This window comes from Staphylococcus sp. HMSC062H10, from assembly GCF_001836945.1.
Lineage (GTDB): Bacteria > Bacillota > Bacilli > Staphylococcales > Staphylococcaceae > Staphylococcus > Staphylococcus aureus.
Window position 1 is genome coordinate 1 of the sequence record NZ_KV830963.1, and the last position, 26,138, is coordinate 26,138.

Sequence of the window (26,138 nt, forward strand, 5' to 3'; positions counted from 1 at the left end):
CCCTGACTAGAATTGAAAAAAGCTTGTTACAAGCTTTTTTCATTCAATTAACTACTGACTATATAAAATTGTTGAGCCTAGAACAATGTGAAATGCTCCCTTCAAAGCCTTCATTTTTTCAATGTCTACTTTGAGGGGAGCATTTGATTGATTAATGTTCCAGATTTTTCTTGTTATTCATTGCAATTGCGAAATAATATTTAATGTGGGTTAAAAGAGTTCATTAAAACTCAGTTATTAGGGAGTGGGACAGAAATGATATTTTCGTAAAATTTATTTCGTCGTCCCACCCCAACTTGCATTGTCTGTAGAAATTGGGAATCCAATTTCTCTTTGTTGGGGCCCCGCCGGCAAGGTTGACTAGAATTGAAAAAAGCTTGTTACAAGCGAATTTTCGTTCAGTCAACTACTGCCATTATAACTTTGTAGAGCATAGAACATTGATTTATGTCTCAGGCTCTTTACGAATCAATACCTCGACGCATTTTTTCTGCAAGCAAAGTATTATTTAATACCATAGTAATTGTTAATGGGCCAACGCCACCAGGAACTGGTGTAATAGCTCCAGCAATTTCTTTAACTGCATCATAATCAACGTCACCTTTTAATTTGCCATCTTCATCTGGCGTATTACCAACATCGATAATTACTGCTCCTTCTTTGACAACATCTTTTGTTACTAAACCAGGCTTACCAACTGCACTGACAATGACATCAGCATCTTTTAAATATGATGCCATATCCTTTGAACGAGAATGTAAGATTGTTACTGATGCATTTTTTTGAAGTAGTAACTTAGAAACTGGTTGTCCAACAATATGACTTCGTCCAATTACAACTGCATTTTTACCTTCTAAATCAATATCAGCATGTTTTAATATTTCCATGATGCCGAGCGGTGTGCAAGGTACAAAAGTTTGTTCATCGATATATAATTTCCCTATATTAATTGGATGAAAACCGTCCACATCTTTATCAGGATTGATTGCTTCTAATATTTTCTGTTCGCTAACTTGTTTTGGTAGTGGTACTTGTACCAAAATACCACTTACAGAATCATCATTATTTAGTCTATTTAGTTCGTTTAATACTTCTTCTTCAGTAGCTGTTTCTTCCAAATGTACGATTTCTGAAATCATACCAATTTTTTCAGCTGCTTTCTTTTTTGATCTAACATAACTTTGACTAGCGCCATCATTACCAACTAATATAACGGATAATTTAGGTGTAAAACCCTTTTCTTTTAGCGCTTCAACTTGATTTTGTAACCCCTGTCTGTAGTCTTTGGCAATTTGTTTACCATCTAAAATTTTAGCAACCATAAAAACTTCTCCTCCTATTGTCAATATCCTAACTTTGTTAGTTTATAAAACTAATTTATATAGCAAAAGACGTAAATTCAAACAAAAAACCAAAATAAAGTTCGATTTTTGATTGAAAAAGCAGAAATTGCTTGTTATGCTATATCTATAATATACAACTAAAGTAATTCACAATTCAAACTTTTGAAAGGGTGTACAAAGTGAAAGTAGCAGTCATTATGGGCAGTTCTTCCGATTGGAAAATTATGCAAGAGAGTTGTAACATGTTGGATTATTTTGAAATTCCGTACGAAAAACAAGTAGTATCCGCACATCGTACGCCAAAAATGATGGTTCAATTTGCTTCTGAAGCGAGAGAAAGAGGTATAGACATTATCATTGCAGGCGCTGGCGGTGCGGCACATTTACCAGGTATGGTTGCATCATTAACAACGCTACCAGTTATTGGAGTACCAATTGAAACAAAAAGTTTAAAGGGTCTAGATTCTTTATTATCTATTGTTCAAATGCCAGGAGGTATTCCGGTTGCAACGACTGCAATTGGTGCAGCAGGTGCTAAAAATGCAGGTATACTTGCAGCAAGAATGTTAAGTATTCAAAATCCTTCTTTAGTTGAAAAACTAAATCAATATGAATCTTCGTTAATTCAAAAAGTGGAGGACATGCAAAATGAACTTCAATAAATTAAAGTTTGGTGCGACTATTGGCATTATTGGTGGTGGTCAGCTTGGAAAGATGATGGCACAATCAGCTCAAAAAATGGGTTATAAAGTGGCTGTATTGGATCCTACTGAAGATTGTCCATGTAGATACGTTGCACACGAATTTATACAAGCCAAGTATGACGATGAAAAGGCACTCAATCAATTAGGACAAAAATGTGATGTGATTACTTATGAATTTGAAAACATTTCAGCCCAACAATTAAAACTATTATGTGAAAAGTACAATATTCCGCAAGGTTACCAAGCTATACAGTTATTACAAGACCGCTTAACTGAAAAAGAAACATTAAAAAGTGCTGGTACCAAAGTTGTCCCATTCATTTCAGTAAAAGAATCTACAGATATTGACAAAGCAATTGAAACATTAGGATATCCTTTTATTGTAAAAACTAGATTTGGTGGCTACGATGGCAAAGGTCAAGTTTTAATTAACAACGAAAAAGACTTACAAGAAGGTTTTAAATTAATTGAAACTAGTGAATGCGTAGCTGAAAAATATTTGAATATCAAGAAAGAAGTATCACTTACTGTTACAAGAGGAGACAACAATCAAATCACTTATTTCCCATTACAAGAAAATGAGCATAGAAATCAAATACTTTTCAAAACAATTGTTCCAGCGAGAATAGATAAAACAGCTGAGGCGAAAGAGCAAGTTAATAAAATTATCCAATCGATTCATTTCATTGGAACATTTACAGTTGAATTTTTTATAGATAGTAACAACCAATTGTATGTGAACGAGATTGCACCAAGGCCTCACAATTCCGGACATTATTCAATTGAAGCGTGTGATTATTCACAATTTGATACTCATATTTTAGCAGTTACCGGACAATCATTACCAAATTCAATTGAATTATTAAAGCCTGCAGTCATGATGAACTTACTAGGTAAAGACTTAGATTTATTGGAAAATGAATTTAATGAACATCCAGAGTGGCACTTACATATTTATGGTAAGTCTGAGCGTAAAGATAACAGAAAAATGGGTCATATGACTGTACTAACGAATGATGTAAACCAAACTGAACAAGATATGTACGCTAAATTTGAGGGGAGTAATTAAAGCATGACATTATTATATGAAGGAAAAGCGAAGCGCATTTTCTCAACAAATCAAGAAAATGAATTAAGAGTTGAATATAAAGATGAAGTTACTGCTGGAAACGGTGCTAAGAAAGACACAATGGCAGGTAAGGGGCGATTAAATAATCAAATTACTTCTATTATATTTAAATATTTACAAGAAAATGGAATAGAAAGTCACTTTATTAAGCAATTATCTGAAACAGAACAATTAGTTAAGCCTGTGAAAATAATTCCATTAGAAGTAGTTGTTCGTAATATTGCTAGCGGATCTATTACAAAGCGTTTAGGTTTTGAAAATGGTGAAGTTTTTAGAGAACCACTTGTGGAATTTTTCTATAAAAATGATGCATTAAATGATCCTTTGATTACAGATGATCACATCAAATTACTGAATATTGCGACAGATAAAGATATTGAAACATTAAAAACGAAAGCGCTAGAAATTAATCAAGTATTAAAACAATTAATGGATGCGATGAATTTAAAATTAGTAGATTTTAAAATCGAATTTGGAAAGACTGAGACTGATCAAATTTTGTTAGCGGATGAAATATCTCCAGATACATGTCGAATTTGGGATAAAGCTACCAATGCAAACTTTGATAAAGATGTATATAGAAATAACACTGGATCACTGATTGAAACATATCAAATATTTTTAAACAAATTGGAGGATTTAAAATAATGAAAACAATTGAACTACATATCACATTACAACCACAAGTATTAGATACGCAAGGACAAACGCTTACTCGAGCTGTACATGATTTAGGTTATGCACAAGTGAATGATATTCGTGTAGGAAAAGTATTATATATGACAGTGGATGAGGTTAGTGATGAAAAGGTACACAACATTATTACAACTCTAAGTGAAAAATTGTTTGCAAATACAGTGATTGAAGAATATAGCTATAAAGTGTTAGATGATGAAAAGGAGAATGCATAAAATGAAATTTGCGGTTCTTGTTTTTCCAGGTTCGAATTGTGATAGAGACATGTTTAATGCTGCTATTAAAAGTGGTGTTGAAGCGGAATATGTAGATTATAGAGAAACATCACTAAGTGGATTTGATGGCGTACTTATTCCTGGTGGATTTTCATTCGGGGATTACTTAAGATCTGGGGCAATGGCTAGTGTAGCGCCGATTATTTCTGAAGTTAAACGTCTTGCAGCTGAAGGTAAGCCAGTATTAGGTGTTTGTAATGGGTTTCAAATTTTAACTGAAATTGGCTTATTACCTGGTGCATTATTGCATAACGATTCACATTTATTTATTAGTAGAAATGAAGAGTTAGAAATAGTGAATAATCAAACGGCATTTACAAATCTTTATGAACAAGGTGAAAAAGTTATATATCCTGTAGCTCACGGTGAAGGTCATTATTATTGTACTGATGAAATATATCAACAATTAAAAACTAACAATCAAATTATTCTGAAATATGTGAATAATCCGAACGGTTCATATGATGATATTGCAGGAATTGTTAACGAAAAAGGCAATGTGTGTGGCATGATGCCACATCCTGAAAGAGCTTTAGAAACGTTGTTAGGTACTGATAGTGGTGTGAAATTATTTGAAGCGATGGTAAAAAGTTGGAGGGAACAACATGTCTAAATTTATCGAACCAAGCGTTGAAGAAATTAAACTTGAAAAAGTATATCAAGATATGGGATTAAGTGATCAAGAATATGAAAAAGTTTGCGATATTTTAGGCAGACAACCTAACTTTACAGAAACAGGTATCTTTTCTGTTATGTGGAGTGAACATTGTTCTTATAAACATTCTAAACCGTTTTTAAAGCAATTTCCTACGTCAGGTGAGCATGTGCTTATGGGTCCAGGTGAAGGTGCAGGGGTAGTCGATATCGGTGATAATCAAGCCGTAGTATTTAAAGTAGAATCTCACAATCATCCATCAGCAATTGAACCATACCAAGGGGCTGCTACAGGCGTTGGTGGAATCATTCGTGACATTGTCTCTATTGGGGCTAGACCTATTAATTTGTTAAACAGTCTTAGATTTGGAGAATTAGATAATAAGCAAAACCAACGATTACTTAAAGGTGTTGTTAAAGGGATAGGTGGCTACGGCAACTGTATTGGTATACCAACAACAGCTGGTGAAATTGAATTTGATGAACGATACGATGGCAATCCACTAGTTAATGCAATGTGCGTTGGTGTTATCAATCACGACATGATTCAAAAAGGCACAGCAAAAGGTGTAGGTAATTCGGTCATTTATGTTGGTTTGAAAACTGGTCGAGATGGTATTCATGGTGCTACTTTTGCATCTGAAGAATTGACGGAAGAAAGCGAAAGTAAACGACCTTCTGTACAAATCGGTGATCCATTTGTAGGTAAAAAATTAATGGAAGCAACACTTGAAGCAATTACATTTGATGAATTAGTTGGTATTCAAGATATGGGTGCTGCTGGTTTAACATCTTCATCTTCTGAAATGGCGGCAAAAGGTGGTAGTGGTTTACATTTGAGATTAGAACAAGTGCCAACACGTGAGCCAGGTATTTCTCCTTACGAAATGATGCTTTCAGAAACTCAAGAACGTATGTTACTAGTTGTTGAAAAAGGTACTGAACAAAAATTCTTAGATTTATTTGATAAGCACGAATTGGATAGTGCTGTTATAGGTGAAGTTACAGATACAAATCGTTTTGTTTTAACATATGAAGACGAAGTTTATGCTGACATTCCAGTTGAACCACTAGCTGATGAAGCACCTGTATATATTTTAGAAGGAGAAGAAAAAAATTATAATACTTCTAAAAATGATTATACACACATCGATGTTAAAGATACTTTCTTTAAATTACTTAAACATCCGACTATAGCATCTAAACACTATTTATATGATCAATACGACCAACAAGTTGGTGCCAATACGATAATTAAGCCAGGACTTCAAGCATCGGTAGTTCGTGTGGAAGGCACAAATAAGGCAATTGCTTCAACAATTGATGGTGAAGCGCGTTATGTATATAACAATCCATATGAAGGTGGAAAGATGGTAGTAGCTGAAGCTTATCGTAATTTAATTGCGGTTGGAGCCACACCATTAGCAATGACTGACTGCTTAAATTATGGTTCTCCTGAAAAGAAAGAAATTTATCAACAGCTGATAGATTCAACGAAGGGTATGGCAGAAGCATGCGAAATTCTTAAGACACCAGTAGTTTCTGGTAATGTATCTTTATATAACGAAACGAAAGGTACTTCTATTTTCCCAACACCAGTTGTTGGAATGGTAGGTTTGATTGAAAATGTAAATTATTTAAATGATTTTGAACCTCAAGTTGGAGATAAATTATATTTAATCGGTGATACTAAGGACGACTTTGGTGGTAGTCAACTTGAAAAGTTAATTTATGGCAAAGTTAATCATGAATATGAGCCATTAGATTTGAGTTCAGAAGTTGAAAAAGGTGAATCAATCAAGACCGCTATTCGTGAAGGACTATTATCACATGTTCAAACAGTTGGTAAAGGTGGCTTACTGATTACCTTAGCTAAACTAAGTGCGCATTACGGTTTAGGATTAAAGTCTTCAATAGATATAACAAATGCACAATTGTTTAGTGAGACACAAGGCCGATATGTTGTTTCTGTTAAATCAGGTAAAACTTTAAATATTGATAATGCAATAGAAATTGGACTTTTAACAGATAGTGATAATTTCAAAGTAACAACACCATATACAGAGATTAGTGAAAATGTTTCAGATATTAAACAAATATGGGAAGGGGCAATTGCTCAATGTTTAACTACTCAGGATTAAACGAAGAATGTGGCGTGTTTGGTATTTGGAATCATCCTGAAGCAGCGCAACTAACATATATGGGACTTCATAGTTTGCAACATCGTGGTCAAGAAGGTGCAGGTATAGTTGTTTCTGATCAAAATGAATTAAAAGGCGAGCGAGGATTAGGCTTACTAACTGAAGCGATTAAAGATGACCAAATGGAACGATTAAAAGGATATCAACATGCAATTGGTCACGTCCGTTATGCTACTTCAGGTAATAAAGGTATTGAAAATATTCAACCGTTTCTGTATCACTTTTATGATATGAGTGTAGGTATTTGTCATAATGGTAACCTCATTAATGCTAAATCATTGCGTCAGAATTTAGAAAAACAAGGTGCTATCTTCCATTCGTCTTCTGATACTGAAGTCATTATGCATTTGATACGTCGAAGTAAAGCTCCTACTTTTGAGGAAGCGTTGAAAGAAAGTTTGCGAAAAGTTAAAGGCGGTTTTACATTTGCGATTTTAACTAAAGATGCGTTATATGGCGCAGTAGATCCAAATGCTATCAGACCTCTTGTTGTAGGTAAAATGAAAGATGGTACATACATCCTTGCAAGTGAAACATGTGCAATAGATGTGTTAGGTGCAGAATTTGTTCAAGATATTCATGCAGGTGAATATGTCGTGATTAACGATAAAGGTATTACAGTTAAATCCTATACACATCATACGACAACTGCAATTTCTGCGATGGAATATATTTATTTTGCGAGACCAGACTCAACAATAGCTGGTAAAAATGTCCATGCAGTACGTAAAGCTTCTGGTAAAAAATTAGCCCAAGAAAGCCCTGTAAACGCTGATATGGTCATCGGTGTACCTAATTCATCATTATCTGCAGCGAGCGGTTATGCTGAAGAAATCGGTTTGCCATATGAAATGGGACTAGTTAAAAATCAATATGTTGCAAGAACATTTATTCAACCAACGCAAGAGTTACGTGAACAAGGTGTAAGGGTGAAGCTATCTGCAGTGAAAGATATTGTAGACGGTAAAAATATTATTCTTGTTGATGATTCTATTGTTCGCGGTACGACAATTCGACGCATTGTGAAAATGTTAAAAGATTCTGGTGCAAATAAAGTGCATGTGCGTATAGCATCGCCGGAATTTATGTTCCCGAGTTTTTATGGAATCGATGTTTCAACAACGGCAGAATTAATTTCTGCAAGCAAATCACCTGAAGAAATTAAAGATTATATTGGCGCTGATTCGTTAGCATATCTATCTGTAGATGGGTTAATTGAATCAATTGGTTTAGATTATGACGCGCCTTATAGTGGCTTATGTGTAGAAAGTTTCACTGGAGATTATCCTGCAGGGTTATATGATTATGAAGCAAATTATAAAGCACATTTAAGTCATCGACAAAAGCAATATATTTCTAAAAACAAACACTTTTTTGATAGCGAGGGAAATTTAAATGTCTAAAGCATATGAACAATCTGGTGTAAATATTCATGCTGGTTATGAATCTGTAGAAAGAATGTCTAGTCATGTTAAACGTACGATGCGTAAAGAAGTTATTGGTGGTTTAGGTGGATTCGGTGCTACATTTGATTTATCACAATTAAATATGACAGCGCCAGTTTTAGTTTCTGGAACAGACGGAGTAGGTACGAAATTAAAACTAGCTATCGACTATGGTAAACATGATTCGATAGGTATCGATGCAGTTGCAATGTGTGTTAATGATATTTTAACGACAGGTGCAGAACCATTGTATTTTTTAGATTATATCGCTACAAATAAAGTTGTTCCTGAAGTTATTGAACAAATTGTTAAAGGTATTAGTGATGCATGTGTTGAAACGAATACTGCACTTATCGGTGGAGAGACTGCTGAAATGGGTGAAATGTATCACGAAGGCGAATATGATGTAGCTGGATTTGCTGTTGGAGTAGTTGAAAAGGATGACTATGTAGATGGTTCAGAAGTAAAAGAGAGACAAGTTGTTATAGGGCTTGCGTCAAGTGGCATTCATTCAAATGGATACAGTTTAGTGCGTAAATTAATTAATGAATCAGGCATTGATTTGGCATCAAACTTCGATAATCGTCCATTTATAGATGTCTTTTTAGAACCAACTAAATTATATGTCAAACCTGTACTTGCTTTGAAAAAAGAAGTTTCTATTAAGGCAATGAATCATATTACTGGTGGAGGTTTTTATGAAAATATTCCACGTGCATTGCCAGCCGGATATGCTGCTAGAATTGATACTACATCATTTCCAACGCCAAAAATATTTGATTGGTTACAACAGCAAGGCAATATTGACACAAATGAAATGTATAACATTTTTAATATGGGTATTGGCTATACAGTTATCGTTGATGAAAAAGATGCATCACGCGCATTGAAGATTTTAGCCGAACAAGATGTGGAAGCCTATCAGATTGGTCATATTGTGAAAAATGAGTCAACTGCAATTGAATTGTTGGGGGTATAACAATGGTTAAAATTGCGATTTTTGCATCTGGTTCAGGAAGTAACTTTGAAAATATAGTTGATCATGTTGAATCAGGAAAACTTGAAAATATTGAAGTTACGGCGCTATATACGGATCATCAAAATGCGTTTTGTATAGATAGAGCAAAAAAGCACGATATACCTGTGTATATTAATGAACCAAAACAATTTGATTCAAAAGCAGCGTATGAACAACATTTAGTAACTTTATTAAATAAAGATAAGGTAGAGTGGATTATTTTAGCTGGCTACATGCGTCTAATTGGTCCAGACTTATTAGCTTCATTTGAAGGTAAAATATTGAATATACATCCATCTCTATTGCCGAAATATAAGGGGATTGACGCAATAGGCCAAGCATATCATAGTGGCGATACTATTACTGGTTCGACAGTACATTATGTTGATAGTGGTATGGATACGGGAGAAATTATTGAACAGAGACAATGTGATATTAGACCGGACGATTCAAAAGAACAATTAGAAGAGAAAGTAAAAAAATTGGAATATGAGTTATATCCAAGTGTTATTGCTAAAATTGTAAAATAAGGAGTATGTATGTGATGAAGAAAGCTATTTTGAGCGTATCAAATAAAACAGGTATTGTAGAGTTTGCTAAAGCGTTAACGCAATTAAATTATGAATTATATTCAACAGGTGGTACTAAACGTATATTAGATGAAGCAAATGTACCAGTTCGTTCTGTTTCAGATTTAACACATTTTCCAGAAATAATGGATGGCCGTGTTAAAACATTACATCCGGCTGTTCATGGTGGCATTTTAGCTGATCGAAATAAACCGCAGCATTTAAATGAATTATCAGAACAACATATAGATTTAATTGATATGGTAGTAGTTAATTTATATCCATTCCAACAAACTGTTGCAAACCCTGATGTGACGATGGACGAAGCAATTGAAAATATTGATATTGGTGGTCCAACAATGTTACGTGCTGCAGCTAAAAACTATAAACATGTAACGACAATTGTACATCCTGCAGATTATCAAGAAGTATTGACGCGATTAAGAAACGATTCGTTAGATGAGTCGTATAGACAATCATTAATGATCAAAGTTTTTGAGCATACTGCAGAATATGATGAAGCGATTGTACGTTTCTTTAAAGGGGATAAAGAAACTTTAAGATATGGAGAAAATCCACAACAATCAGCGTATTTTGTGAGAACTTCGAATGCTAAGCACACGATTGCAGGCGCTAAACAATTACATGGGAAACAATTAAGCTATAACAATATTAAAGATGCAGATGCTACACTAGCTCTAGTTAAAAAGTTTGATACACCTGCTGCAGTTGCAGTTAAACACATGAATCCATGTGGTGTTGGTATCGGTGACACGATAGAACAAGCATTTCAACATGCGTATGAAGCGGATAGTCAATCAATATTTGGTGGAATTGTTGCATTAAACCGATCTGTAACACCTGAGTTAGCAGAGCAATTGCATAGTATCTTTTTGGAAGTCATTATTGCACCAAAATTTACAGATGAAGCATTAGATATTTTAAAACAAAAGAAGAATGTAAGATTATTAGAAATTGATATGACTATAGACAGTAACGAAGAAGAGTTTGTTTCAGTATCTGGCGGATATTTAGTTCAAGATAAAGACAATTATGTCGTACCAAAAGAAGAAATGAAAGTTGTTACAGAAGTTGCACCTACTGATGAACAATGGGAAGCAATGTTATTAGGATGGAAAGTTGTACCATCAGTAAAAAGTAATGCAATTATTTTAAGTAATAATAAACAAACTGTAGGAATAGGTGCTGGACAAATGAATCGTGTCGGTGCTGCTAAAATTGCATTAGAAAGAGCTATTGAAATCAATGATCATGTGGCGTTAGTATCTGATGGATTTTTCCCTATGGGAGATACAGTTGAACTTGCAGCACAACATGGTATAAAGGCAATTATCCAACCGGGTGGTTCGATTAAAGATCAAGATTCAATTGATATGGCTAATAAACATGGTATTGCAATGGTAGTCACAGGCACTCGACATTTTAAACACTAATTTTAAAGGGGCGTAACATAAATGAATGTATTAGTAATTGGTGCTGGTGGACGAGAACATGCACTTGCATATAAACTTAATCAATCGAATCTAGTTAAACAAGTTTTTGTCATTCCAGGTAATGAGGCAATGACACCTATAGCTGAAGTACACACTGAAATTTCAGAATCTGATCATGAAGCTATTGTCGATTTTGCTAAAAAGCAAAGTGTTGATTGGGTAGTTATAGGTCCAGAACAACCGCTAATTGATGGACTAGCAGACATTTTGCGAGCGAATGGTTTCAAAGTGTTTGGTCCAAATAAACAAGCAGCTCAAATCGAAGGCTCAAAATTATTTGCTAAAAAGATAATGGAAAAATATAATATTCCAACTGCTGATTATAAAGAAGTTGAGCGAAAAAAGGATGCTTTAACATATATTGAAAATTGTGAATTGCCCGTTGTTGTCAAGAAAGATGGATTAGCTGCTGGGAAAGGCGTTATTATTGCAGATACTATTGAAGCAGCCAGAAGTGCTATTGAGATTATGTATGGTGATGAAGAAGAAGGTACTGTAGTATTTGAAACGTTTTTAGAAGGTGAAGAGTTCTCTCTAATGACATTTGTTAATGGTGATTTAGCAGTTCCTTTCGACTGTATTGCACAAGATCATAAACGCGCATTTGATCATGATGAAGGACCAAATACTGGTGGTATGGGGGCTTATTGTCCAGTACCACATATTAGTGACGATGTTTTAAAACTTACAAATGAAACGATTGCACAACCCATTGCAAAGGCAATGCTTAATGAAGGTTATCAATTCTTCGGTGTATTATACATTGGTGCTATTCTAACTAAAGATGGTCCAAAAGTAATAGAATTTAATGCCCGTTTTGGTGATCCTGAAGCTCAAGTATTATTAAGTCGCATGGAAAGTGATTTAATGCAGCATATTATTGATTTAGATGAAGGAAAACGTACTGAATTCAAATGGAAAAATGAAGCTATTGTAGGGGTCATGTTGGCATCAAAAGGATATCCTGATGCATATGAAAAAGGGCATAAAGTAAGTGGCTTTGATTTAAATGAAAACTATTTTGTTAGTGGATTAAAGAAGCAAGGTGATACCTTTGTTACTTCAGGTGGTAGAGTTATACTTGCCATCGGAAAAGGTCACAATGTACATGATGCACAGCGAGACGCATACGAAAAAGTATATCAAATACAAAGTGACCATTTATTCTATCGTCATGATATTGCGAATAAAGCACTACAACTTAAATAAGTATATTTAAAAATACTAAGATTAGCTATGAACAAATCTATAACGATAGATTTTTTCATAGCTTTTTTAGTTGTAGAGTCTAGGACATTGATTTCTGTACCAAATTTGTGATTATGTATATGTAATACAAAAGAGGCGCCACAACATGTTTGGATGAACAAAATAACATGTTTGTGGCACCTCTTTTGTTTAGTATGGAATAAATGGTTTTCTTTTTCTATACAATGAATTTCTAATTTAGTATCTATACAATTATGGATAAAATTTAACCTACACGACCAAGACGAACATCATCAATGCCCGTGATGGGTAAGGTGATTGAACAATAATATGCCAAAGTAATAATGGCAATTAAGACTATAATAAAGATTACATCTTTATATGAGAAAGGTACGTTGTAATAGTAAGTACGAGGACCATCTCTAAATCCTTTCGACTCCATCGCAACTGATAATTGATGTGCCTTTCTAATGTTTTGACTTAATAGAGGTATGATTAAATGCTTAAATCGCTTTAATCCTCTATAATTTGCTGCGTCTATCATCTGATAGCGCATTTTTAAAGATCTGCGAAGCTGTATTAAAGAACTAATCATTAAAGGTATCATACGAATGGCAGCCATGAATGCATAAGCAACTTTGGATTTAACCTTTAAATGTTGCATTAAACTATAAAAAATCATGACAACCTGAGATGTGAGTGCGATTAAGATACCGAAAAATGAAATAGCAATGGTTCTTAATGAAACATGTAAACCACGAACTAAACTTTCTGTTGTAATATGGATAAATCCGAATTTCAAAATTGTATGGCTACCGTTCCCGTATAAAATCATGAACAGGGAAGAGAGTAATGCAAAGCCAATACTTATAGTTATAAAAATTGCTGTAATTTTAAACTGAGTACCATTAAACAGCAATAAGAAAACTAACATTAAGGTAGTGATATAAAGCATAAAATCGAAATTATGAACAAATATAATAAAGAAAAATAGTATAATTCCAAGAAATAGTTTCGTTATAATGTTGACATCATCAACAAATGATTGCCGAACTTTCCATTGCTCATACATTCGTATCACCATCACAATCTTGTAACGCACCATCTGAAATTTTAAGTCTTCTTGATGGATAACGTTCAATTATTTCATCGTCATGTGTAACCATGACAATACTTAGTCCCAAATTAATGCGTTTTTGGAAAAGTTTGATCAACTGGAATGTATTATGGCTATCAAGTCCAAATGTCGGTTCATCTAAAAAGATGATATCAGCTTTAGAACTTAGTGCGGTAGCTACGCTAAGGCGTCGTTTTTGACCAATAGACAACTCATATGGATGTTGATCTTTAACATTTTCTAAATCTAAAAGTTTTAAAAGTTGTATCGTTTCATCATCACTTTGATCTTTAGAAAGGTGATTAAAATGAATGTTAATTTCATCATAAACCGAATTTGTTATAAATTGTAACTCTGGGTTTTGATAAACTAGATACATGTGTTTTGCTGCATGTTTAATTTTTGTTAAACGCTGATTTTCAAAATAAACATCACCTTGATATTTAATCAATTGCATAATTGATTCAAGCAAGGTTGTTTTACCACTACCATTTGCCCCTGTAATTGTAATCCACTCACCTAAACCAATTTCTAAATCTGAGAATGAGAACAACGTTGATTTACCGCGAATAATACGTCCATTTTTAAATTGTAATAAGTGTGAGTTTGTTGTTGGAAAGTCAACACGACTTGGAGCGAATTCCCATGCTCGTGGATGCCACACACCATATTCACTGAGTAAATGTACATACTTCTGTAATATGATTTCAGGACATTCATCGGCAATGATATTTCCGTTATAATCCATCAAAATGACGCGGTCGACATGATTCCAGATGTGTTTAACTTTATGTTCAACGATTACAACAGTTTGATCTTCCCAAAGTTCAATTAGTTTAGTCCATAAATCTTCCGTTGCTTGAACATCTAACATTGCTGTCGGTTCATCTAAAAACAATGTTTTTGATTGTTGAAGAATGGTTTCAACAATTGCCAATTTCTGTTTCATCCCGCCACTTAAATCTTTGATATACGTTTCAGGGGTAACATTTAAATTGACCATATTTAAAGCATTGATAATTAACGCATCCATGTCTTCACGTGGTACTTGTCTATTTTCTAAAACGAATGCAAGTTCTTCGTATACTTTTGGCATACAAAACTGGCTATCAGGGTCTTGGAAAATAACGCCACTTAATGGTTCAACGATTAGTTCATCATATTTCATAGGTAATTCAATTAAATTAGGAACAATACCACTTAATACATTCAGAAGTGTACTTTTACCGCAACCAGAAGGACCGAGTAAAAGTACTTTTTCTTTGTCTTGAATAGTGATATTTAAATGATCGAAAATTTTACGCTGACCACTTGGATATTTTAATCGTAAATCACTTACTTTTAACACTCTGAATGCTCCTCTTATAAGTTGTCGTAATCTTCTTTAGCAGCTGGTCTAAATAATTTTGTTACGCCTGTCTTATCTAAAGCTTTTACTAAAAGGTAAGATAGGACGCCGGCGACTACTGCACCACTAATTAATCTAAATACGATGAATAATGTTAAGTTCCAACCTGCAACCTCATTTAAATAACCATAGAAATAATCGATCGGGAAAGCCGCGATAGCTGTACAAAAACCTGCTAACATAGCTACCATAACTGAACGAGATTGATATTTAAAAATTGCAAAGACAAGTTCACACGCTAAACCTTGTATGAAAGCGTAAACGATTGTCGGAATATCGAAACGACCCATAATGATAGTTTCGCCGGCACCTGCAGCAAATTCAGCCAATAAAGCAATACCTGGTTTTGGAATAATTAGATAGCAGACAATCGCTGCCATGAACCAAACCCCGTTTGTTAATTGTTCGAGGTGAAGGCCTGTAGCTTGCACACCATTGTAAACAAACCACCATAAATTGTAAATAACTGCGAATACTACTGAAATAAGTACGGTTACTAGTATTTCAGATAGCTTTAAACCTTTTGACATTTTTACATCCTCCTAATAAAAAAACGCACAACCATCCATAGGAAAGTTATGCGTTCACAATATATATTAGTAAAACATATGTATAGTAACACTTTCCTACGCTAGTTCAAGCTAGATCAGGTTCAAAGGGTTTGAGGGCAAGCCTCATCTCAGTATAAAACACCCCTAGTGTGTGCGATTTATTTAATTAATTATACTGTAAGACGTTTATAAACTTATGTCAATAGGTTATCTTCATGAAATTTCGTTTAATTCGATTTAAAATTTATAATATTAGCATTAGATTTAAATTAAAGATGTAGTAGAAATGTTAGTAATTAAAGATATAAAAATATGTGACATGTAATAATATTAAGTTGATAAGTGAAGAGGGATACTTATCAATCATACCTCTTTAACAACAGTGAACAACCCGTGCATAATGGCTTACGAATTATTGTTTGTAAGATAAAAGTGGGATACTTGCGGTGAGCGCAAGCATAAAAGCCCCTAACAACTAAAAGTTGTAAGGGGCTCTAAATTAATTTAGTGTATCTTGGATATCTTGTTTTGTTTGATTAATATCTTCTGTTTTTTCTTCTTTTTTATCTTTTAGTTTTTCTTCAACTTCTTTAGCTTTTTCTGCTGCTTTTTTATTTTGATTTTCATTTGACATGATTAATTCCTCCCAAATTGGATAATTATTTATATATAAATCTTACCCGGTTGTACTTTCGTTAAACTTTTCTAAGTCTATAGCACTATTTATTCATTTATCTAAAGACAACAACATTAGATTAATATATAATGATTTTGAGGTGAACATAATGTCTTTTCTTAGGAAACACGCCGAAATTATTTTTAGCTATTTAATCGGTATCGTTTCACTCTTCACTGGTCTCATTATTTTAATTAACTTGCCTTTAATTAAACAATTAAATGGTGGTAAAAAAGTTGATACACATGTTCATAATGTGTGGGAATTTCTGAATGCATTTTTCAGTGAAATTATTAAAGTAATGAGTCGATTTATAGGTAATTTCCCTATAGTTAGTGCAATTGTGATAATTATATTCGGTATTTTAGTTATGTTGATTGGTCATACATTACTTAGAACTATTAAGTATGACTATGATATTTCTATCTTTTTCTTAGTTATCGGTATCATGTACTTTATTATTACACTTATATTAATGACGCAAGTTTATGGATTCTTTGCAGTGATTTTCATTATTCCATTTACAATTCATATAGGATATATCGTCTATAAAGATGAATTGAATCAGGAAAATGTTAAAAATCATTACATGTGGATTATTGTAAGTTATGGTATAAGTTATTTAATTACACAAATTGCATTGTATGGCAGAATTGATGCTAATGAAATAGAATCAATTGATATCTTAAGTGTCAATGCTTTCTTTATAATTATGTGGTTACTTGGTCAAATGGCTATTTGGAATTTCTTGTTCTTGCGCCGAGCTTTACCTTTAACAAAGCAAGAATTAGGTGAAGAGGAGCCAGAATTATCAAGAACAAGTAAAGGGAATGTCACGAATCAAACTAAAATTCACTTGAAGCAACTCCAAGATAAGACTACAGAATATGCACGTAAGACAAGAAGAAGTGTCGATTTAGATAAAATTAGAGCTAAAAGAGATAAATTCAAAAAGAAAGTTAATGATATTATCGATATTCAAGAGGACGATATTCCTGATTGGATGAGAAAACCGAAATGGGTTAAACCGATGTATGTCGAACTATTTTGTGGTGTCGTCATCTTTTTATTCACATTTTTAGAATTTAATAATCGTAATGCATTATTTGTATCTGGTGATTGGAAATTATCACAGACACAATATGTTATTGAATGGGTTACATTACTAATTCTGCTAGTCATTATTATCGCATATATCGCTACAACGTTAACTTTCCACTTAAAAGGTAAGTTTTATTATTTACAACTATTTATGGGGAGCATTTTATTCTTTAAATTGTTAACGGAATTTATAAATATAATGATTCATGGACTTCTACTTTCAGTGTTCATTACGCCAACATTACTATTAATGTTATTGGCAATCATCATTTCTTATTCGTTACAATTACGAGAGCGACCATAATTAAAAGCATTATAAAAGTACTATCTATTAAACATTTTGATGTGTACGCTATAAGTTAGATATATCTCTAACTTACTTAGATACAGGTCAATGAAGTTTATGGATAGTACTTTTTTTGTAACTAGATTTGATTGATTCAGGTAATGTGAATTAAGTATTGAAAATTGTATACAAAGTTTTAGTGCAAATAAAATAGTTGAAAAGTTATCCATTTGTAAAATCATGAAAACTAGTAAATAGTTGAAGTGATATATGTAATTTGCGAAACGATATATAGTATTTCCTTTGTAGAAATTTAACATATATCATTCGAATTACTAATTTGTTAAAATCAACAGTAAGATTAGAAGTAGATGATATTGAAATTTGGCAAACAATTTAATCTATATAAAACTACAACGAAACACAGAAAGGAAGTTGTCAGATGAAAATAGCAACTCTGAACAAAGGCAAAGAAACAAAATATTTTAATGGATATCCTTTAATTGAAGAAGAGGATATCTATTCACAAGATCATTTAAAAGAAGGAGATATTTTTCAAATTGTGACTGATAAATCACAATATGTTGCAACGGCTTATGTTGGTCGCCAACATAAAGGATTAGGTTGGGTTCAAACATACGATAAAGCTCAAGAAATCAACACAGCTTTCTTTGTGAAATTATTTAATACTGCATTAGCAGAACGTGATTATTATTTTAATATAGATGGAACAAATGCTTTTAGATTATTTAATGCTGAAGGTGATGGAGTTGGGGGATTAACGATCGACAATTACGATGGTCATTTGTTGATTCAATGGTACTCAAAAGGTATTTATAAATTTAAATATGCCATTCTTGAAGCGGTTAGAAAAGTATTTGATTATAAATCTATATACGAAAAAGTAAGATTTAAAGACAGCGAATATAGTGGTGGTTTTGTTGAAGGCGATGCACCTGAGTTTCCAATTGTTATCGAAGAAAACTTCACATTTTACAATGTAGACCTTGAAGATGGTTTGATGACAGGTATCTTTTTAGATCAAAAAGAAGTGCGCAAGAAATTAAGGGATCAATATGCCAAAGAACGCCATGTTTTAAACTTATTTAGTTATACAGGTGCTTTTTCTGTAATAGCAGCAAGTGAGGCATCTTCAACAACAAGTGTAGATTTGGCTAATCGTTCTCGTAGTTTAACTGAAGAAAATTTTGGATTAAATGCTATTGATCCTAAATCTCAATATATTTATGTCATGGACACTTTTGATTTCTATAAATATGCTGCACGTCATGGACATAGTTATGACACGATCGTGATTGATCCACCTAGCTTTGCACGCAACAAAAAACGTACATTTTCAGTGCAAAAAGATTATGACAAATTAATTACTGGCGCCTTAAATATCTTATCATCTGAAGGAACATTATTATTATGTACAAACGCAAGTGTATATCCATTAAAGCAATTTAAAAATACTATTAAAAAGACGCTTGAAGAGAATGGCGTTGATTATGAATTAACTGAAGTTATGGGATTACCAAAAGATTTTAAAACACATCCACATTATAAGCCATCTAAATATTTAAAAGCTGTTTTTGTAAATATTAGACATTAATTTGATAAAAAGGGGTATAGTATCTTATTGAGAAAAAGAAGGGTGATGATACAATGGGATTCAAAAACAATTTAACATCAAATTTAACAAATAAAATTGGTAATTCAGTTTTTAAAATAGAAAATGTTGGCGGAAAAGGTGCAATGCCAACGACGATTCAAGAATTGAGAGAAAGACGCGAACGTGCTGAAGCAATTGTAAAGAGAAAGTCTTTAATGTCATCAACAATGAGCGTTGTTCCAATTCCTGGATTAGATTTTGGTGTTGATTTAAAATTAATGAAAGATATTATCGAAGATGTAAATAAAATATACGGATTAGATCATAAGCAAGTTAATAGCCTTGGGGATGATGTGAAAGAAAGAATTATGTCTGCAGCGGCAATTCAAGGTAGTCAATTTATTGGTAAAAGAATTTCAAGTGCATTTTTAAAAATTGTAATTAGAGATGTAGCAAAACGAACTGCAGCTAAACAAACAAAATGGTTTCCTGTTGTAGGACAAGCTGTGTCTGCATCTATTAGTTACTATTTTATGAATAAAATTGGAAAAGATCACATTCAAAAATGCGAAAATGTTATTAAAAATGTCATGTAGGTGCTATAATAGTTTTGCAATTTGCAAATTTTACTGAAACCGGTTTTAAACGAATTGAATTTAAAGCATGGTTTTGGTAAAGTTAAGGTATAAAACTAAGTTAGTATTGTAATAATATTGAAGATTCTAACTATACGAAGGAGAAATGTAATTATGGAACAAAATTCATATGTAATCATCGACGAGACTGGTATTCACGCTAGACCAGCAACAATGTTAGTTCAAACAGCTTCAAAATTCGATTCTGATATCCAATTAGAATATAACGGTAAAAAGGTTAACTTAAAATCAATCATGGGTGTTATGAGCCTTGGTGTTGGTAAAGATGCTGAAATTACAATTTATGCTGACGGTAGTGATGAATCTGACGCCATTCAAGCAATCAGTGACGTCTTATCAAAAGAAGGATTGACTAAATAATCATGTCTAAATTAATTAAAGGAATTGCTGCATCTGATGGTGTTGCAATTGCTAAAGCTTATTTGTTAGTTGAGCCAGACTTAACATTCGACAAAAATGAAAAAGTCACTGATGTTGAAGGAGAAGTTGCTAAGTTCAATAACGCTATCGAAGCTTCTAAAGTTGAGTTAACTAAAATTAGAAATAATGCAGAGGTTCAATTAGGTGCTGATAAAGCTGCTATCTTTGATGCACATTTATTAGTTTTAGATGACCCTGAATTAATTCAACCAATTCAAGATAAGATTAAAAATGAAAACGCTAATGCTGCTACAGCATTAACGGATGTAACAACACAATTTGTTACAATTTTTGAATCTATGGATAACGAATACATGAAAGAACGTGCGGCTGATATTCGCGACGTTTCTAAACGTGTGTTATCACATATTTTAGGTATAGAATTGCCAAATCCGAGTATGATTGATGAAAGCGTTGTTATTGTAGGGAATGACTTAACGCCATCTGATACTGCTCAATTAAATAAAGAATTCGTACAAGGTTTTGCTACAAACATTGGCGGAAGAACAAGTCACTCTGCGATTATGAGTCGTTCTTTAGAAATTCCAGCAATTGTTGGTACAAAATCAATTACTCAAGAAGTTAAACAAGGCGACATGATTATCGTAGATGGATTAAATGGTGATGTAATCGTTAATCCAACTGAAGATGAGTTAATCGCTTATCAAGATAAACGTGAGCGTTATTTTGCTGACAAGAAAGAATTACAAAAACTACGTGATGCTGATACTGTTACAGTTGATGGTGTTCACGCAGAGCTTGCTGCAAATATTGGTACACCTAATGATTTGCCAGGTGTTATTGAAAATGGTGCACAAGGTATCGGCTTATATAGAACTGAGTTTTTATATATGGGTCGTGACCAAATGCCTACAGAAGAAGAGCAATTTGAAGCTTATAAAGAAGTATTAGAAGCAATGAACGGTAAACGTGTTGTTGTACGTACTTTAGATATAGGTGGAGATAAAGAATTATCATACTTAAACTTGCCTGAAGAAATGAATCCATTCTTAGGTTACCGTGCGATTCGTTTATGCCTTGCGCAACAAGATATTTTCAGACCACAGCTACGTGCATTATTACGTGCATCAGTTTATGGTAAGTTAAATATCATGTTCCCAATGGTTGCAACAATTAACGAATTTAGAGAAGCTAAAGCTATATTATTAGAAGAAAAAGAAAACCTTAAAAATGAAGGTCATGACATTTCAGATGATATAGAATTAGGAATCATGGTAGAGATACCTGCAACAGCAGCATTAGCTGATGTCTTTGCTAAAGAAGTAGATTTCTTCAGTATCGGTACAAATGATTTAATTCAATACACATTAGCTGCTGACCGTATGTCAGAGCGTGTATCATATCTATACCAACCATATAACCCTTCAATCTTACGCTTAGTTAAACAAGTTATTGAAGCATCACATAAAGAAGGTAAATGGACAGGTATGTGTGGTGAAATGGCTGGAGATGAAACAGCTATTCCATTATTACTTGGTTTAGGTTTAGATGAGTTCTCTATGAGTGCAACGTCTATTCTGAAAGCAAGAAGACAAATTAATGGTTTAAGTAAAAATGAAATGACTGAACTTGCTAACCGTGCAGTCGACTGTGCAACGCAAGAAGAAGTTATTGAATTAGTTAACAACTACGTAAAATAATTAATTCTTTCGAAAGACAGAATTATAAATAAACCCGAAGTATTCATTGTGAGTAATTATGAATACTTCGGGTTCTTTTTTATGATTTATGTTAATTTCAATGGAATGTTGTTGCTAACTAATTAAACAACTAGGTGTTATTGACAAAATGTTGTTCTTTAATTAATGTTAATTAATTTAAAAATCGATATTTAATTATGATAGCTAAAAATGATGAAGTTGATTTAGATGAAAATTAATCTTGGATATTTAATACTTTGTTGATTTCATCAAGATCAACATGGTACATTGGATTGCCACTCAACAAAATAAACGGAGTTGAAAAAGCATCAAAATCTATCATTTCGTTTCGATATTGTTGATTGTTGATATTTCTCTCTTCAAAATCAATTTGATGCTCATTTAGATAATTTTTTACAAATGTACAAGGTGGACAATCATTCTGCGTATAAACGATTATTTCTGACATGTATCATGCTCCTTCGTGCTTTATTCTAATGTAATATACACAATTATACATTGAAATTCAAATTTGTGAACACATTGTGAACTGACATAAATTATACACAATTTCATAGCGCATAATGTTTCAAAAATATGTATTATAGCAATTATAATTAAGTTTATTGTGTTGTCATCAAAAAAAGAAAAAGGTGATGTTTTTAAATGGATACAGTTGAAATCAGTCGGTTTTTGACAGCTATGACTTTAGCAGTTCATATCATTTTTGCAACGATTGGTGTTGGTATGCCTTTAATGTTCGCAATTGCAGAATTTTTAGGTATTCGCAAAAATGATCTTCAATATATAGCTATGGCCAAAAGATGGGCTAAAGCTTATACAATTACTGTAGCAGTGGGAGTTGTTACAGGTACAATTATAGGACTTCAATTATCATTGATTTGGCCTACATTTATGGAAATGGGTGGACACGTTATTGCACTTCCATTATTTATGGAAACATTTGCGTTCTTCTTTGAAGCTATTTTCTTAAGTATATATTTATATACTTGGGATCGTTTTAAAAATAAATGGACACATTTCTTAATTAGTATACCAGTAATTATTGGTGGCTCTTTCTCAGCATTCTTCATTACTTCAGTGAATTCATTTATGAATACGCCTGCAGGTTTTGAGTTGAAGAATGGAAAGATGGTCAATGTTCAACCTATAGAAGCGATGTTTAACCCATCGTTTATAGTTCGATCATTTCACGTAATTACTACAGCCGGTATGACGATGGCATTTGTTATTGCATCAATAGCAGCTTTTAAATTATTGCGTAATCGTCAACCTAAAGATACTGTCTACCATAAGAAAGCTTTGAAAATGTCTATGATAGTTGGATTCTTTTCAACATTACTTTCTATGTTGGCAGGGGATTTATCTGCAAAATTTTTGCATAAATTCCAACCTGAAAAATTAGCAGCTTATGAATGGCATTTCGATACATCTTCCCATGCCAAATTATTATTATTTGGTGTGTTAGATGAAAAGACTCAGCAAGTTAAAGGTGCGATTGAATTACCTGGACTATTGAGTTTCTTAGCAGATAATAGTGTCAAAACTAAAGTGCAAGGGTTAAATGATTTTCCGAAAAGTTTACATCCGCCTATGATTGTCCATTATTTCTTTGATTTAATGGTAACGATGGGAATTTTATGTTTTGTCATTTCAGGTGTTTATGTCTTAACTTTAATGTTTAAAAAGCTTAGAAAGTTTTCTACTCATAAATGGATGCTTTATGGAATATTATTAACAGGACCAGCTTCAATGCTAGCTATAGAATTTGGATGGTTCTTAACAGAGATGGGTAGACAGCCTTGGATTGTTCGTGGTTATATGCGCGTGGCAGAAGCAGCAACACAAGCAGGCGGAATAACCTTCGTTACAATTTTATTTGGCATATTGTACATCATTTTAATGTATACATGTGCATACGTATTAATTCGTATGTTTAAAAATAAACCGGCGTATGAAGATGTAAATCGCTTAGCCAAGAAGCAAGGAGGAGAAATAGAAAAATGATTTATGCATTTATAGGTATAACAGTGTTATGGTTGTTTTTATTTTGCTACATCATTATTGCTTCTATAGATTTTGGGGCAGGTTTCTTCGCATTGCATTCAAAGTTAACTGGTGATGAAAAGAAAATTAATCACTTAATTTCACGTTATTTGAACCCAGTTTGGGAAGTTACGAATGTATTCTTTGTTTTCTTTTTCGTAGGATTCGTAGGTTTCTTTCCAGAGTCAATCAAATATTTAGGCACAGTATTGTTAATACCAGGTTCAATAGCACTGATTATGATATCGTTGAGAAACAGTTTTTATGCATTTGAAAATTATGGTCAAGATACAAAATTAGCATGGATGTTCATGTATGGAGTAAGTGGATTATTAATTCCAGCTTCATTATCAACTGCTTTAACTATTACAGAAGGTGGCTATATTAATGTTCGAAACAATGTTATCGATTTAGATTGGGTGCAGTTACTATTAAGCCCATTTGCTTGGTCTGTAGTATTCTTGGCAATTATTTCAGTTTTATATATTTCATCAGGGTTTTTGACATATTATGCTAAAAAAGCAAATGACGAACCTGCATATAATTTAACAAGACAATGGCACATATTTTTAGGGCCACCGATGATTATCATTTGTTTATTCGTATTTCTATCATTACGCATTCAAAATTCTGAACATTTTTATTCAGCTGTTTTTGACTACTGGTGGATGTTTGCTATAAGTTTCTTATTCTTTGCATTAGCTTCATTGTTAACATTCTTTAAGAAAAAGCATGGTTTGGCTTTTGTATTTGTTATTTTACAAATGATGTTCGCGTTCTTTGGCTATGGAATTAGTAAATTGCCATACCTTTTATATCCGTTTGTAAAAATTACAGATGCTTATGTTAATCCAGAAATGGGCTGGACATTAGTGATTGTCTTTATTTTAGGTTTACTTTTATTACTTCCATCGTTAATATTATTATTAAGATTATTTGTTTTCGACAAAGAATATGTTGAAGGAAAGAAATCATAAGTTGAGACGATACCCCAACTTTCATTTACTTGCATTGCTGCATTTAGATAATTTAGTTGGGGTACTCATTTATAATAATTTTAAATTTATATTTTCAATGAATTGATGAAAATCATTTAATGGAGGGCGAGTATGGGCAAAGAATATGTAGTCATCGGTCTAGGTCGTTTTGGAGGTAGTATCGTTCGTGAGTTGAATGCATTAGACATGGATGTAATGGCCATCGACCATGATGAAAATAGAGTGAATGAATATAGTGATATTGCTACTCATGCGGTTGTTGCAGACACAACAGATGAAGCAGTTATGAAAAGTTTAGGTATCCGTAACTTTGATCATGTCATTGTGGCAATTGGTGAAAATATTCAATCAAGTACGTTGACGACTTTAATTTTAAAAGAGTTAGGTGTAAAAAAAGTAACTGCTAAAGCACAAAATGATTATCATGCAAAGATTTTAAATAAAATTGGAGCAGATACGGTTGTGCACCCTGAGCGTGATATGGGTAGACGTATTGCGCATAATGTTGCGAGTGCAAGTGTACTTGATTATCTTGAGTTGGCAGACGAGCATTCTATTGTAGAATTGAAAGCAACTGAAAAGATGGCGGGGCAGTCTATCATTGATTTAGATATAAGAGCACAATATGGAATTAATATTATTGCAATTAAACGAGGCAAAGAGTTCATCATTTCACCAAATCCAAATATTAATTTAGAAATAGGTGATATTTTAATTATGATTGGACATGATAATGATTTAAATCGCTTTGAAAAAAATATTGCGACGAGATAATCGGGAGTGGGACAGATATGATATTTTCTCAAAATTTATTTCGTCGTCCCA

General features: G+C 33.1%; 25 protein-coding genes and 1 riboswitch. Of the genes, 19 read left to right on the forward strand and 6 right to left on the reverse strand.

Annotation, left to right across the window (positions count from 1 at the left end; all coding sequences use genetic code 11):
- Positions 1-461: 461 nt before the first annotated feature.
- Positions 462-1,322, reverse strand: a complete 861-nt coding sequence (gene folD / locus HMPREF2658_RS01695) for a bifunctional methylenetetrahydrofolate dehydrogenase/methenyltetrahydrofolate cyclohydrolase FolD (protein WP_000225844.1) — start codon at positions 1,320-1,322, stop codon at positions 462-464.
- A gap of 200 nt (positions 1,323-1,522) precedes the next feature.
- Between folD and purE the strand changes: the two genes are divergently transcribed.
- Genes purE through purD form a run of 11 tightly spaced genes read left to right on the forward strand, consistent with a single transcriptional unit; the run spans position 1,523 to position 12,757 of the window.
- Complete coding sequence (purE, locus tag HMPREF2658_RS01700) at positions 1,523-2,005, forward strand: 5-(carboxyamino)imidazole ribonucleotide mutase (protein WP_001622461.1); 483 nt, start codon at positions 1,523-1,525, stop codon at positions 2,003-2,005.
- A complete protein-coding gene (purK, locus tag HMPREF2658_RS01705; protein WP_001010404.1) occupies positions 1,992-3,116 on the forward strand; it encodes a 5-(carboxyamino)imidazole ribonucleotide synthase in 1,125 nt (374 codons plus the stop codon). The genes purE and purK overlap by 14 nt, the downstream gene beginning before the upstream one ends.
- A gap of 3 nt (positions 3,117-3,119) precedes the next feature.
- A complete protein-coding gene (gene purC, locus HMPREF2658_RS01710) occupies positions 3,120-3,824 on the forward strand; it encodes a phosphoribosylaminoimidazolesuccinocarboxamide synthase (RefSeq protein ID WP_000174048.1) in 705 nt (234 codons plus the stop codon).
- The gene (gene purS / locus HMPREF2658_RS01715) at positions 3,824-4,087 is read left to right on the forward strand and encodes a phosphoribosylformylglycinamidine synthase subunit PurS (RefSeq protein ID WP_000848350.1); all 264 of its coding nucleotides are present in this window, start codon (positions 3,824-3,826) and stop codon (positions 4,085-4,087) included. The genes purC and purS overlap by 1 nt, the downstream gene beginning before the upstream one ends.
- A gap of 1 nt (position 4,088) precedes the next feature.
- Positions 4,089-4,760: a phosphoribosylformylglycinamidine synthase I gene (gene purQ, locus HMPREF2658_RS01720; protein WP_000666803.1), complete on the forward strand. Its 672-nt coding sequence runs from the start codon at positions 4,089-4,091 to the stop codon at positions 4,758-4,760.
- Positions 4,753-6,942 (forward strand): phosphoribosylformylglycinamidine synthase subunit PurL, encoded by a 2,190-nt coding sequence (gene purL / locus HMPREF2658_RS01725; RefSeq protein ID WP_000032752.1) that lies wholly within the window; start codon positions 4,753-4,755, stop codon positions 6,940-6,942. The genes purQ and purL overlap by 8 nt, the downstream gene beginning before the upstream one ends.
- On the forward strand, positions 6,921-8,405 hold the full coding sequence (gene purF, locus HMPREF2658_RS01730; RefSeq protein ID WP_000483713.1) for an amidophosphoribosyltransferase: 1,485 nt from the start codon (positions 6,921-6,923) through the stop codon (positions 8,403-8,405). The genes purL and purF overlap by 22 nt, the downstream gene beginning before the upstream one ends.
- Entirely contained in the window at positions 8,398-9,426 is a 1,029-nt protein-coding gene (purM, locus tag HMPREF2658_RS01735; protein WP_000030827.1) for a phosphoribosylformylglycinamidine cyclo-ligase, read from the forward strand. The genes purF and purM overlap by 8 nt, the downstream gene beginning before the upstream one ends.
- A 2-nt stretch (positions 9,427-9,428) precedes the next feature.
- The gene (purN, locus tag HMPREF2658_RS01740; RefSeq protein WP_000238657.1) at positions 9,429-9,995 is read left to right on the forward strand and encodes a phosphoribosylglycinamide formyltransferase; all 567 of its coding nucleotides are present in this window, start codon (positions 9,429-9,431) and stop codon (positions 9,993-9,995) included.
- Positions 9,996-10,009: 14 nt separating this feature from the next.
- Positions 10,010-11,488 carry a bifunctional phosphoribosylaminoimidazolecarboxamide formyltransferase/IMP cyclohydrolase gene (gene purH / locus HMPREF2658_RS01745; protein WP_000709286.1) on the forward strand — a complete coding sequence of 493 codons (1,479 nt, stop codon included), beginning with the start codon at positions 10,010-10,012 and terminating at the stop codon, positions 11,486-11,488.
- Between the two features lie 21 nt (positions 11,489-11,509).
- Complete coding sequence (gene purD, locus HMPREF2658_RS01750) at positions 11,510-12,757, forward strand: phosphoribosylamine--glycine ligase (RefSeq protein ID WP_001101904.1); 1,248 nt, start codon at positions 11,510-11,512, stop codon at positions 12,755-12,757.
- Positions 12,758-13,022: 265 nt separating this feature from the next.
- On the opposite strand, the gene HMPREF2658_RS01755 is transcribed toward purD, so the two are convergent.
- From HMPREF2658_RS01755 to graF, 4 genes are all read right to left on the reverse strand, one after another.
- Positions 13,023-13,829, reverse strand: a complete 807-nt coding sequence (locus HMPREF2658_RS01755; RefSeq protein ID WP_000273264.1) for an energy-coupling factor transporter transmembrane component T family protein — start codon at positions 13,827-13,829, stop codon at positions 13,023-13,025.
- Positions 13,822-15,222: an ABC transporter ATP-binding protein gene (locus tag HMPREF2658_RS01760; RefSeq protein WP_000921979.1), complete on the reverse strand. Its 1,401-nt coding sequence runs from the start codon at positions 15,220-15,222 to the stop codon at positions 13,822-13,824. Before HMPREF2658_RS01760 ends, HMPREF2658_RS01755 begins: the two co-directional genes overlap by 8 nt.
- Positions 15,223-15,236: 14 nt before the next feature.
- Positions 15,237-15,812 (reverse strand): ECF transporter S component, encoded by a 576-nt coding sequence (locus tag HMPREF2658_RS01765; RefSeq protein ID WP_000033477.1) that lies wholly within the window; start codon positions 15,810-15,812, stop codon positions 15,237-15,239.
- A 76-nt stretch (positions 15,813-15,888) separates the two neighbouring features.
- Positions 15,889-15,989, reverse strand: a riboswitch (TPP riboswitch).
- Between the two features lie 343 nt (positions 15,990-16,332).
- The gene (gene graF / locus HMPREF2658_RS01775; RefSeq protein WP_000064214.1) at positions 16,333-16,467 is read right to left on the reverse strand and encodes a glycopeptide resistance-associated protein GraF; all 135 of its coding nucleotides are present in this window, start codon (positions 16,465-16,467) and stop codon (positions 16,333-16,335) included.
- Between the two features lie 151 nt (positions 16,468-16,618).
- Between graF and auxA the strand changes: the two genes are divergently transcribed.
- From auxA to ptsP, 5 genes are all read left to right on the forward strand, one after another.
- Positions 16,619-17,914 carry a lipoteichoic acid stability factor AuxA gene (gene auxA / locus HMPREF2658_RS01780; RefSeq protein WP_000009076.1) on the forward strand — a complete coding sequence of 432 codons (1,296 nt, stop codon included), beginning with the start codon at positions 16,619-16,621 and terminating at the stop codon, positions 17,912-17,914.
- 424 nt (positions 17,915-18,338) lie between these two features.
- On the forward strand, positions 18,339-19,511 hold the full coding sequence (locus HMPREF2658_RS01785) for a class I SAM-dependent rRNA methyltransferase (RefSeq protein ID WP_000685080.1): 1,173 nt from the start codon (positions 18,339-18,341) through the stop codon (positions 19,509-19,511).
- Positions 19,512-19,564: 53 nt separating this feature from the next.
- Entirely contained in the window at positions 19,565-20,107 is a 543-nt protein-coding gene (locus HMPREF2658_RS01790; protein ID WP_000505969.1) for a hypothetical protein, read from the forward strand.
- Positions 20,108-20,260: 153 nt separating this feature from the next.
- A complete protein-coding gene (locus tag HMPREF2658_RS01795; protein WP_000437472.1) occupies positions 20,261-20,527 on the forward strand; it encodes a phosphocarrier protein HPr in 267 nt (88 codons plus the stop codon).
- 2 nt (positions 20,528-20,529) lie between these two features.
- The gene (ptsP, locus tag HMPREF2658_RS01800) at positions 20,530-22,248 is read left to right on the forward strand and encodes a phosphoenolpyruvate--protein phosphotransferase (RefSeq protein ID WP_000040046.1); all 1,719 of its coding nucleotides are present in this window, start codon (positions 20,530-20,532) and stop codon (positions 22,246-22,248) included.
- 235 nt (positions 22,249-22,483) lie between these two features.
- On the opposite strand, the gene nrdH is transcribed toward ptsP, so the two are convergent.
- Complete coding sequence (nrdH, locus tag HMPREF2658_RS01805; protein WP_001289619.1) at positions 22,484-22,717, reverse strand: glutaredoxin-like protein NrdH; 234 nt, start codon at positions 22,715-22,717, stop codon at positions 22,484-22,486.
- A 197-nt stretch (positions 22,718-22,914) separates the two neighbouring features.
- Here nrdH and HMPREF2658_RS01810 point away from each other — a divergent pair, with 197 nt between their 5' ends.
- The 3 genes from HMPREF2658_RS01810 to HMPREF2658_RS01820 all read left to right on the forward strand — a co-directional run bounded on the left by HMPREF2658_RS01810 (position 22,915) and on the right by HMPREF2658_RS01820 (position 26,087).
- On the forward strand, positions 22,915-24,276 hold the full coding sequence (locus HMPREF2658_RS01810; RefSeq protein ID WP_000381849.1) for a cytochrome ubiquinol oxidase subunit I: 1,362 nt from the start codon (positions 22,915-22,917) through the stop codon (positions 24,274-24,276).
- Entirely contained in the window at positions 24,273-25,292 is a 1,020-nt protein-coding gene (locus tag HMPREF2658_RS01815; protein WP_000638449.1) for a cytochrome d ubiquinol oxidase subunit II, read from the forward strand. The genes HMPREF2658_RS01810 and HMPREF2658_RS01815 overlap by 4 nt, the downstream gene beginning before the upstream one ends.
- A 132-nt stretch (positions 25,293-25,424) precedes the next feature.
- Positions 25,425-26,087 carry a potassium channel family protein gene (locus HMPREF2658_RS01820; protein WP_000514290.1) on the forward strand — a complete coding sequence of 221 codons (663 nt, stop codon included), beginning with the start codon at positions 25,425-25,427 and terminating at the stop codon, positions 26,085-26,087.
- The last annotated feature ends 51 nt before the right edge of the window (positions 26,088-26,138 follow it).

Excerpts from the sequence above, each read along its gene's own strand:
- ptsP (WP_000040046.1), top strand. The coding sequence starts at position 20,530 with ATGTCTAAATTAATTAAAGGAATTGCTGCATCTGATGGTGTTGCAATT.
- auxA (WP_000009076.1), top strand. The coding sequence starts at position 16,619 with ATGTCTTTTCTTAGGAAACACGCCGAAATTATTTTTAGCTATTTAATC.
- HMPREF2658_RS01785 (WP_000685080.1), top strand. The coding sequence starts at position 18,339 with ATGAAAATAGCAACTCTGAACAAAGGCAAAGAAACAAAATATTTTAAT.
- purC (WP_000174048.1), top strand. The coding sequence starts at position 3,120 with ATGACATTATTATATGAAGGAAAAGCGAAGCGCATTTTCTCAACAAAT.
- HMPREF2658_RS01790 (WP_000505969.1), top strand. The coding sequence starts at position 19,565 with ATGGGATTCAAAAACAATTTAACATCAAATTTAACAAATAAAATTGGT.
- purM (WP_000030827.1), top strand. The coding sequence starts at position 8,398 with ATGTCTAAAGCATATGAACAATCTGGTGTAAATATTCATGCTGGTTAT.
- folD (WP_000225844.1), bottom strand. The coding sequence starts at position 1,322 with ATGGTTGCTAAAATTTTAGATGGTAAACAAATTGCCAAAGACTACAGA.
- purF (WP_000483713.1), top strand. The coding sequence starts at position 6,921 with ATGTTTAACTACTCAGGATTAAACGAAGAATGTGGCGTGTTTGGTATT.
- purQ (WP_000666803.1), top strand. The coding sequence starts at position 4,089 with ATGAAATTTGCGGTTCTTGTTTTTCCAGGTTCGAATTGTGATAGAGAC.
- HMPREF2658_RS01820 (WP_000514290.1), top strand. The coding sequence starts at position 25,425 with ATGGGCAAAGAATATGTAGTCATCGGTCTAGGTCGTTTTGGAGGTAGT.
- purK (WP_001010404.1), top strand. The coding sequence starts at position 1,992 with ATGAACTTCAATAAATTAAAGTTTGGTGCGACTATTGGCATTATTGGT.
- purL (WP_000032752.1), top strand. The coding sequence starts at position 4,753 with ATGTCTAAATTTATCGAACCAAGCGTTGAAGAAATTAAACTTGAAAAA.
- nrdH (WP_001289619.1), bottom strand. The coding sequence starts at position 22,717 with ATGTCAGAAATAATCGTTTATACGCAGAATGATTGTCCACCTTGTACA.
- HMPREF2658_RS01815 (WP_000638449.1), top strand. The coding sequence starts at position 24,273 with ATGATTTATGCATTTATAGGTATAACAGTGTTATGGTTGTTTTTATTT.
- purS (WP_000848350.1), top strand. The coding sequence starts at position 3,824 with ATGAAAACAATTGAACTACATATCACATTACAACCACAAGTATTAGAT.
- purD (WP_001101904.1), top strand. The coding sequence starts at position 11,510 with ATGAATGTATTAGTAATTGGTGCTGGTGGACGAGAACATGCACTTGCA.
- HMPREF2658_RS01765 (WP_000033477.1), bottom strand. The coding sequence starts at position 15,812 with ATGTCAAAAGGTTTAAAGCTATCTGAAATACTAGTAACCGTACTTATT.
- HMPREF2658_RS01755 (WP_000273264.1), bottom strand. The coding sequence starts at position 13,829 with ATGTATGAGCAATGGAAAGTTCGGCAATCATTTGTTGATGATGTCAAC.
- purH (WP_000709286.1), top strand. The coding sequence starts at position 10,010 with ATGAAGAAAGCTATTTTGAGCGTATCAAATAAAACAGGTATTGTAGAG.
- HMPREF2658_RS01810 (WP_000381849.1), top strand. The coding sequence starts at position 22,915 with ATGGATACAGTTGAAATCAGTCGGTTTTTGACAGCTATGACTTTAGCA.
- HMPREF2658_RS01795 (WP_000437472.1), top strand. The coding sequence starts at position 20,261 with ATGGAACAAAATTCATATGTAATCATCGACGAGACTGGTATTCACGCT.
- purN (WP_000238657.1), top strand. The coding sequence starts at position 9,429 with ATGGTTAAAATTGCGATTTTTGCATCTGGTTCAGGAAGTAACTTTGAA.
- graF (WP_000064214.1), bottom strand. The coding sequence starts at position 16,467 with ATGTCAAATGAAAATCAAAATAAAAAAGCAGCAGAAAAAGCTAAAGAA.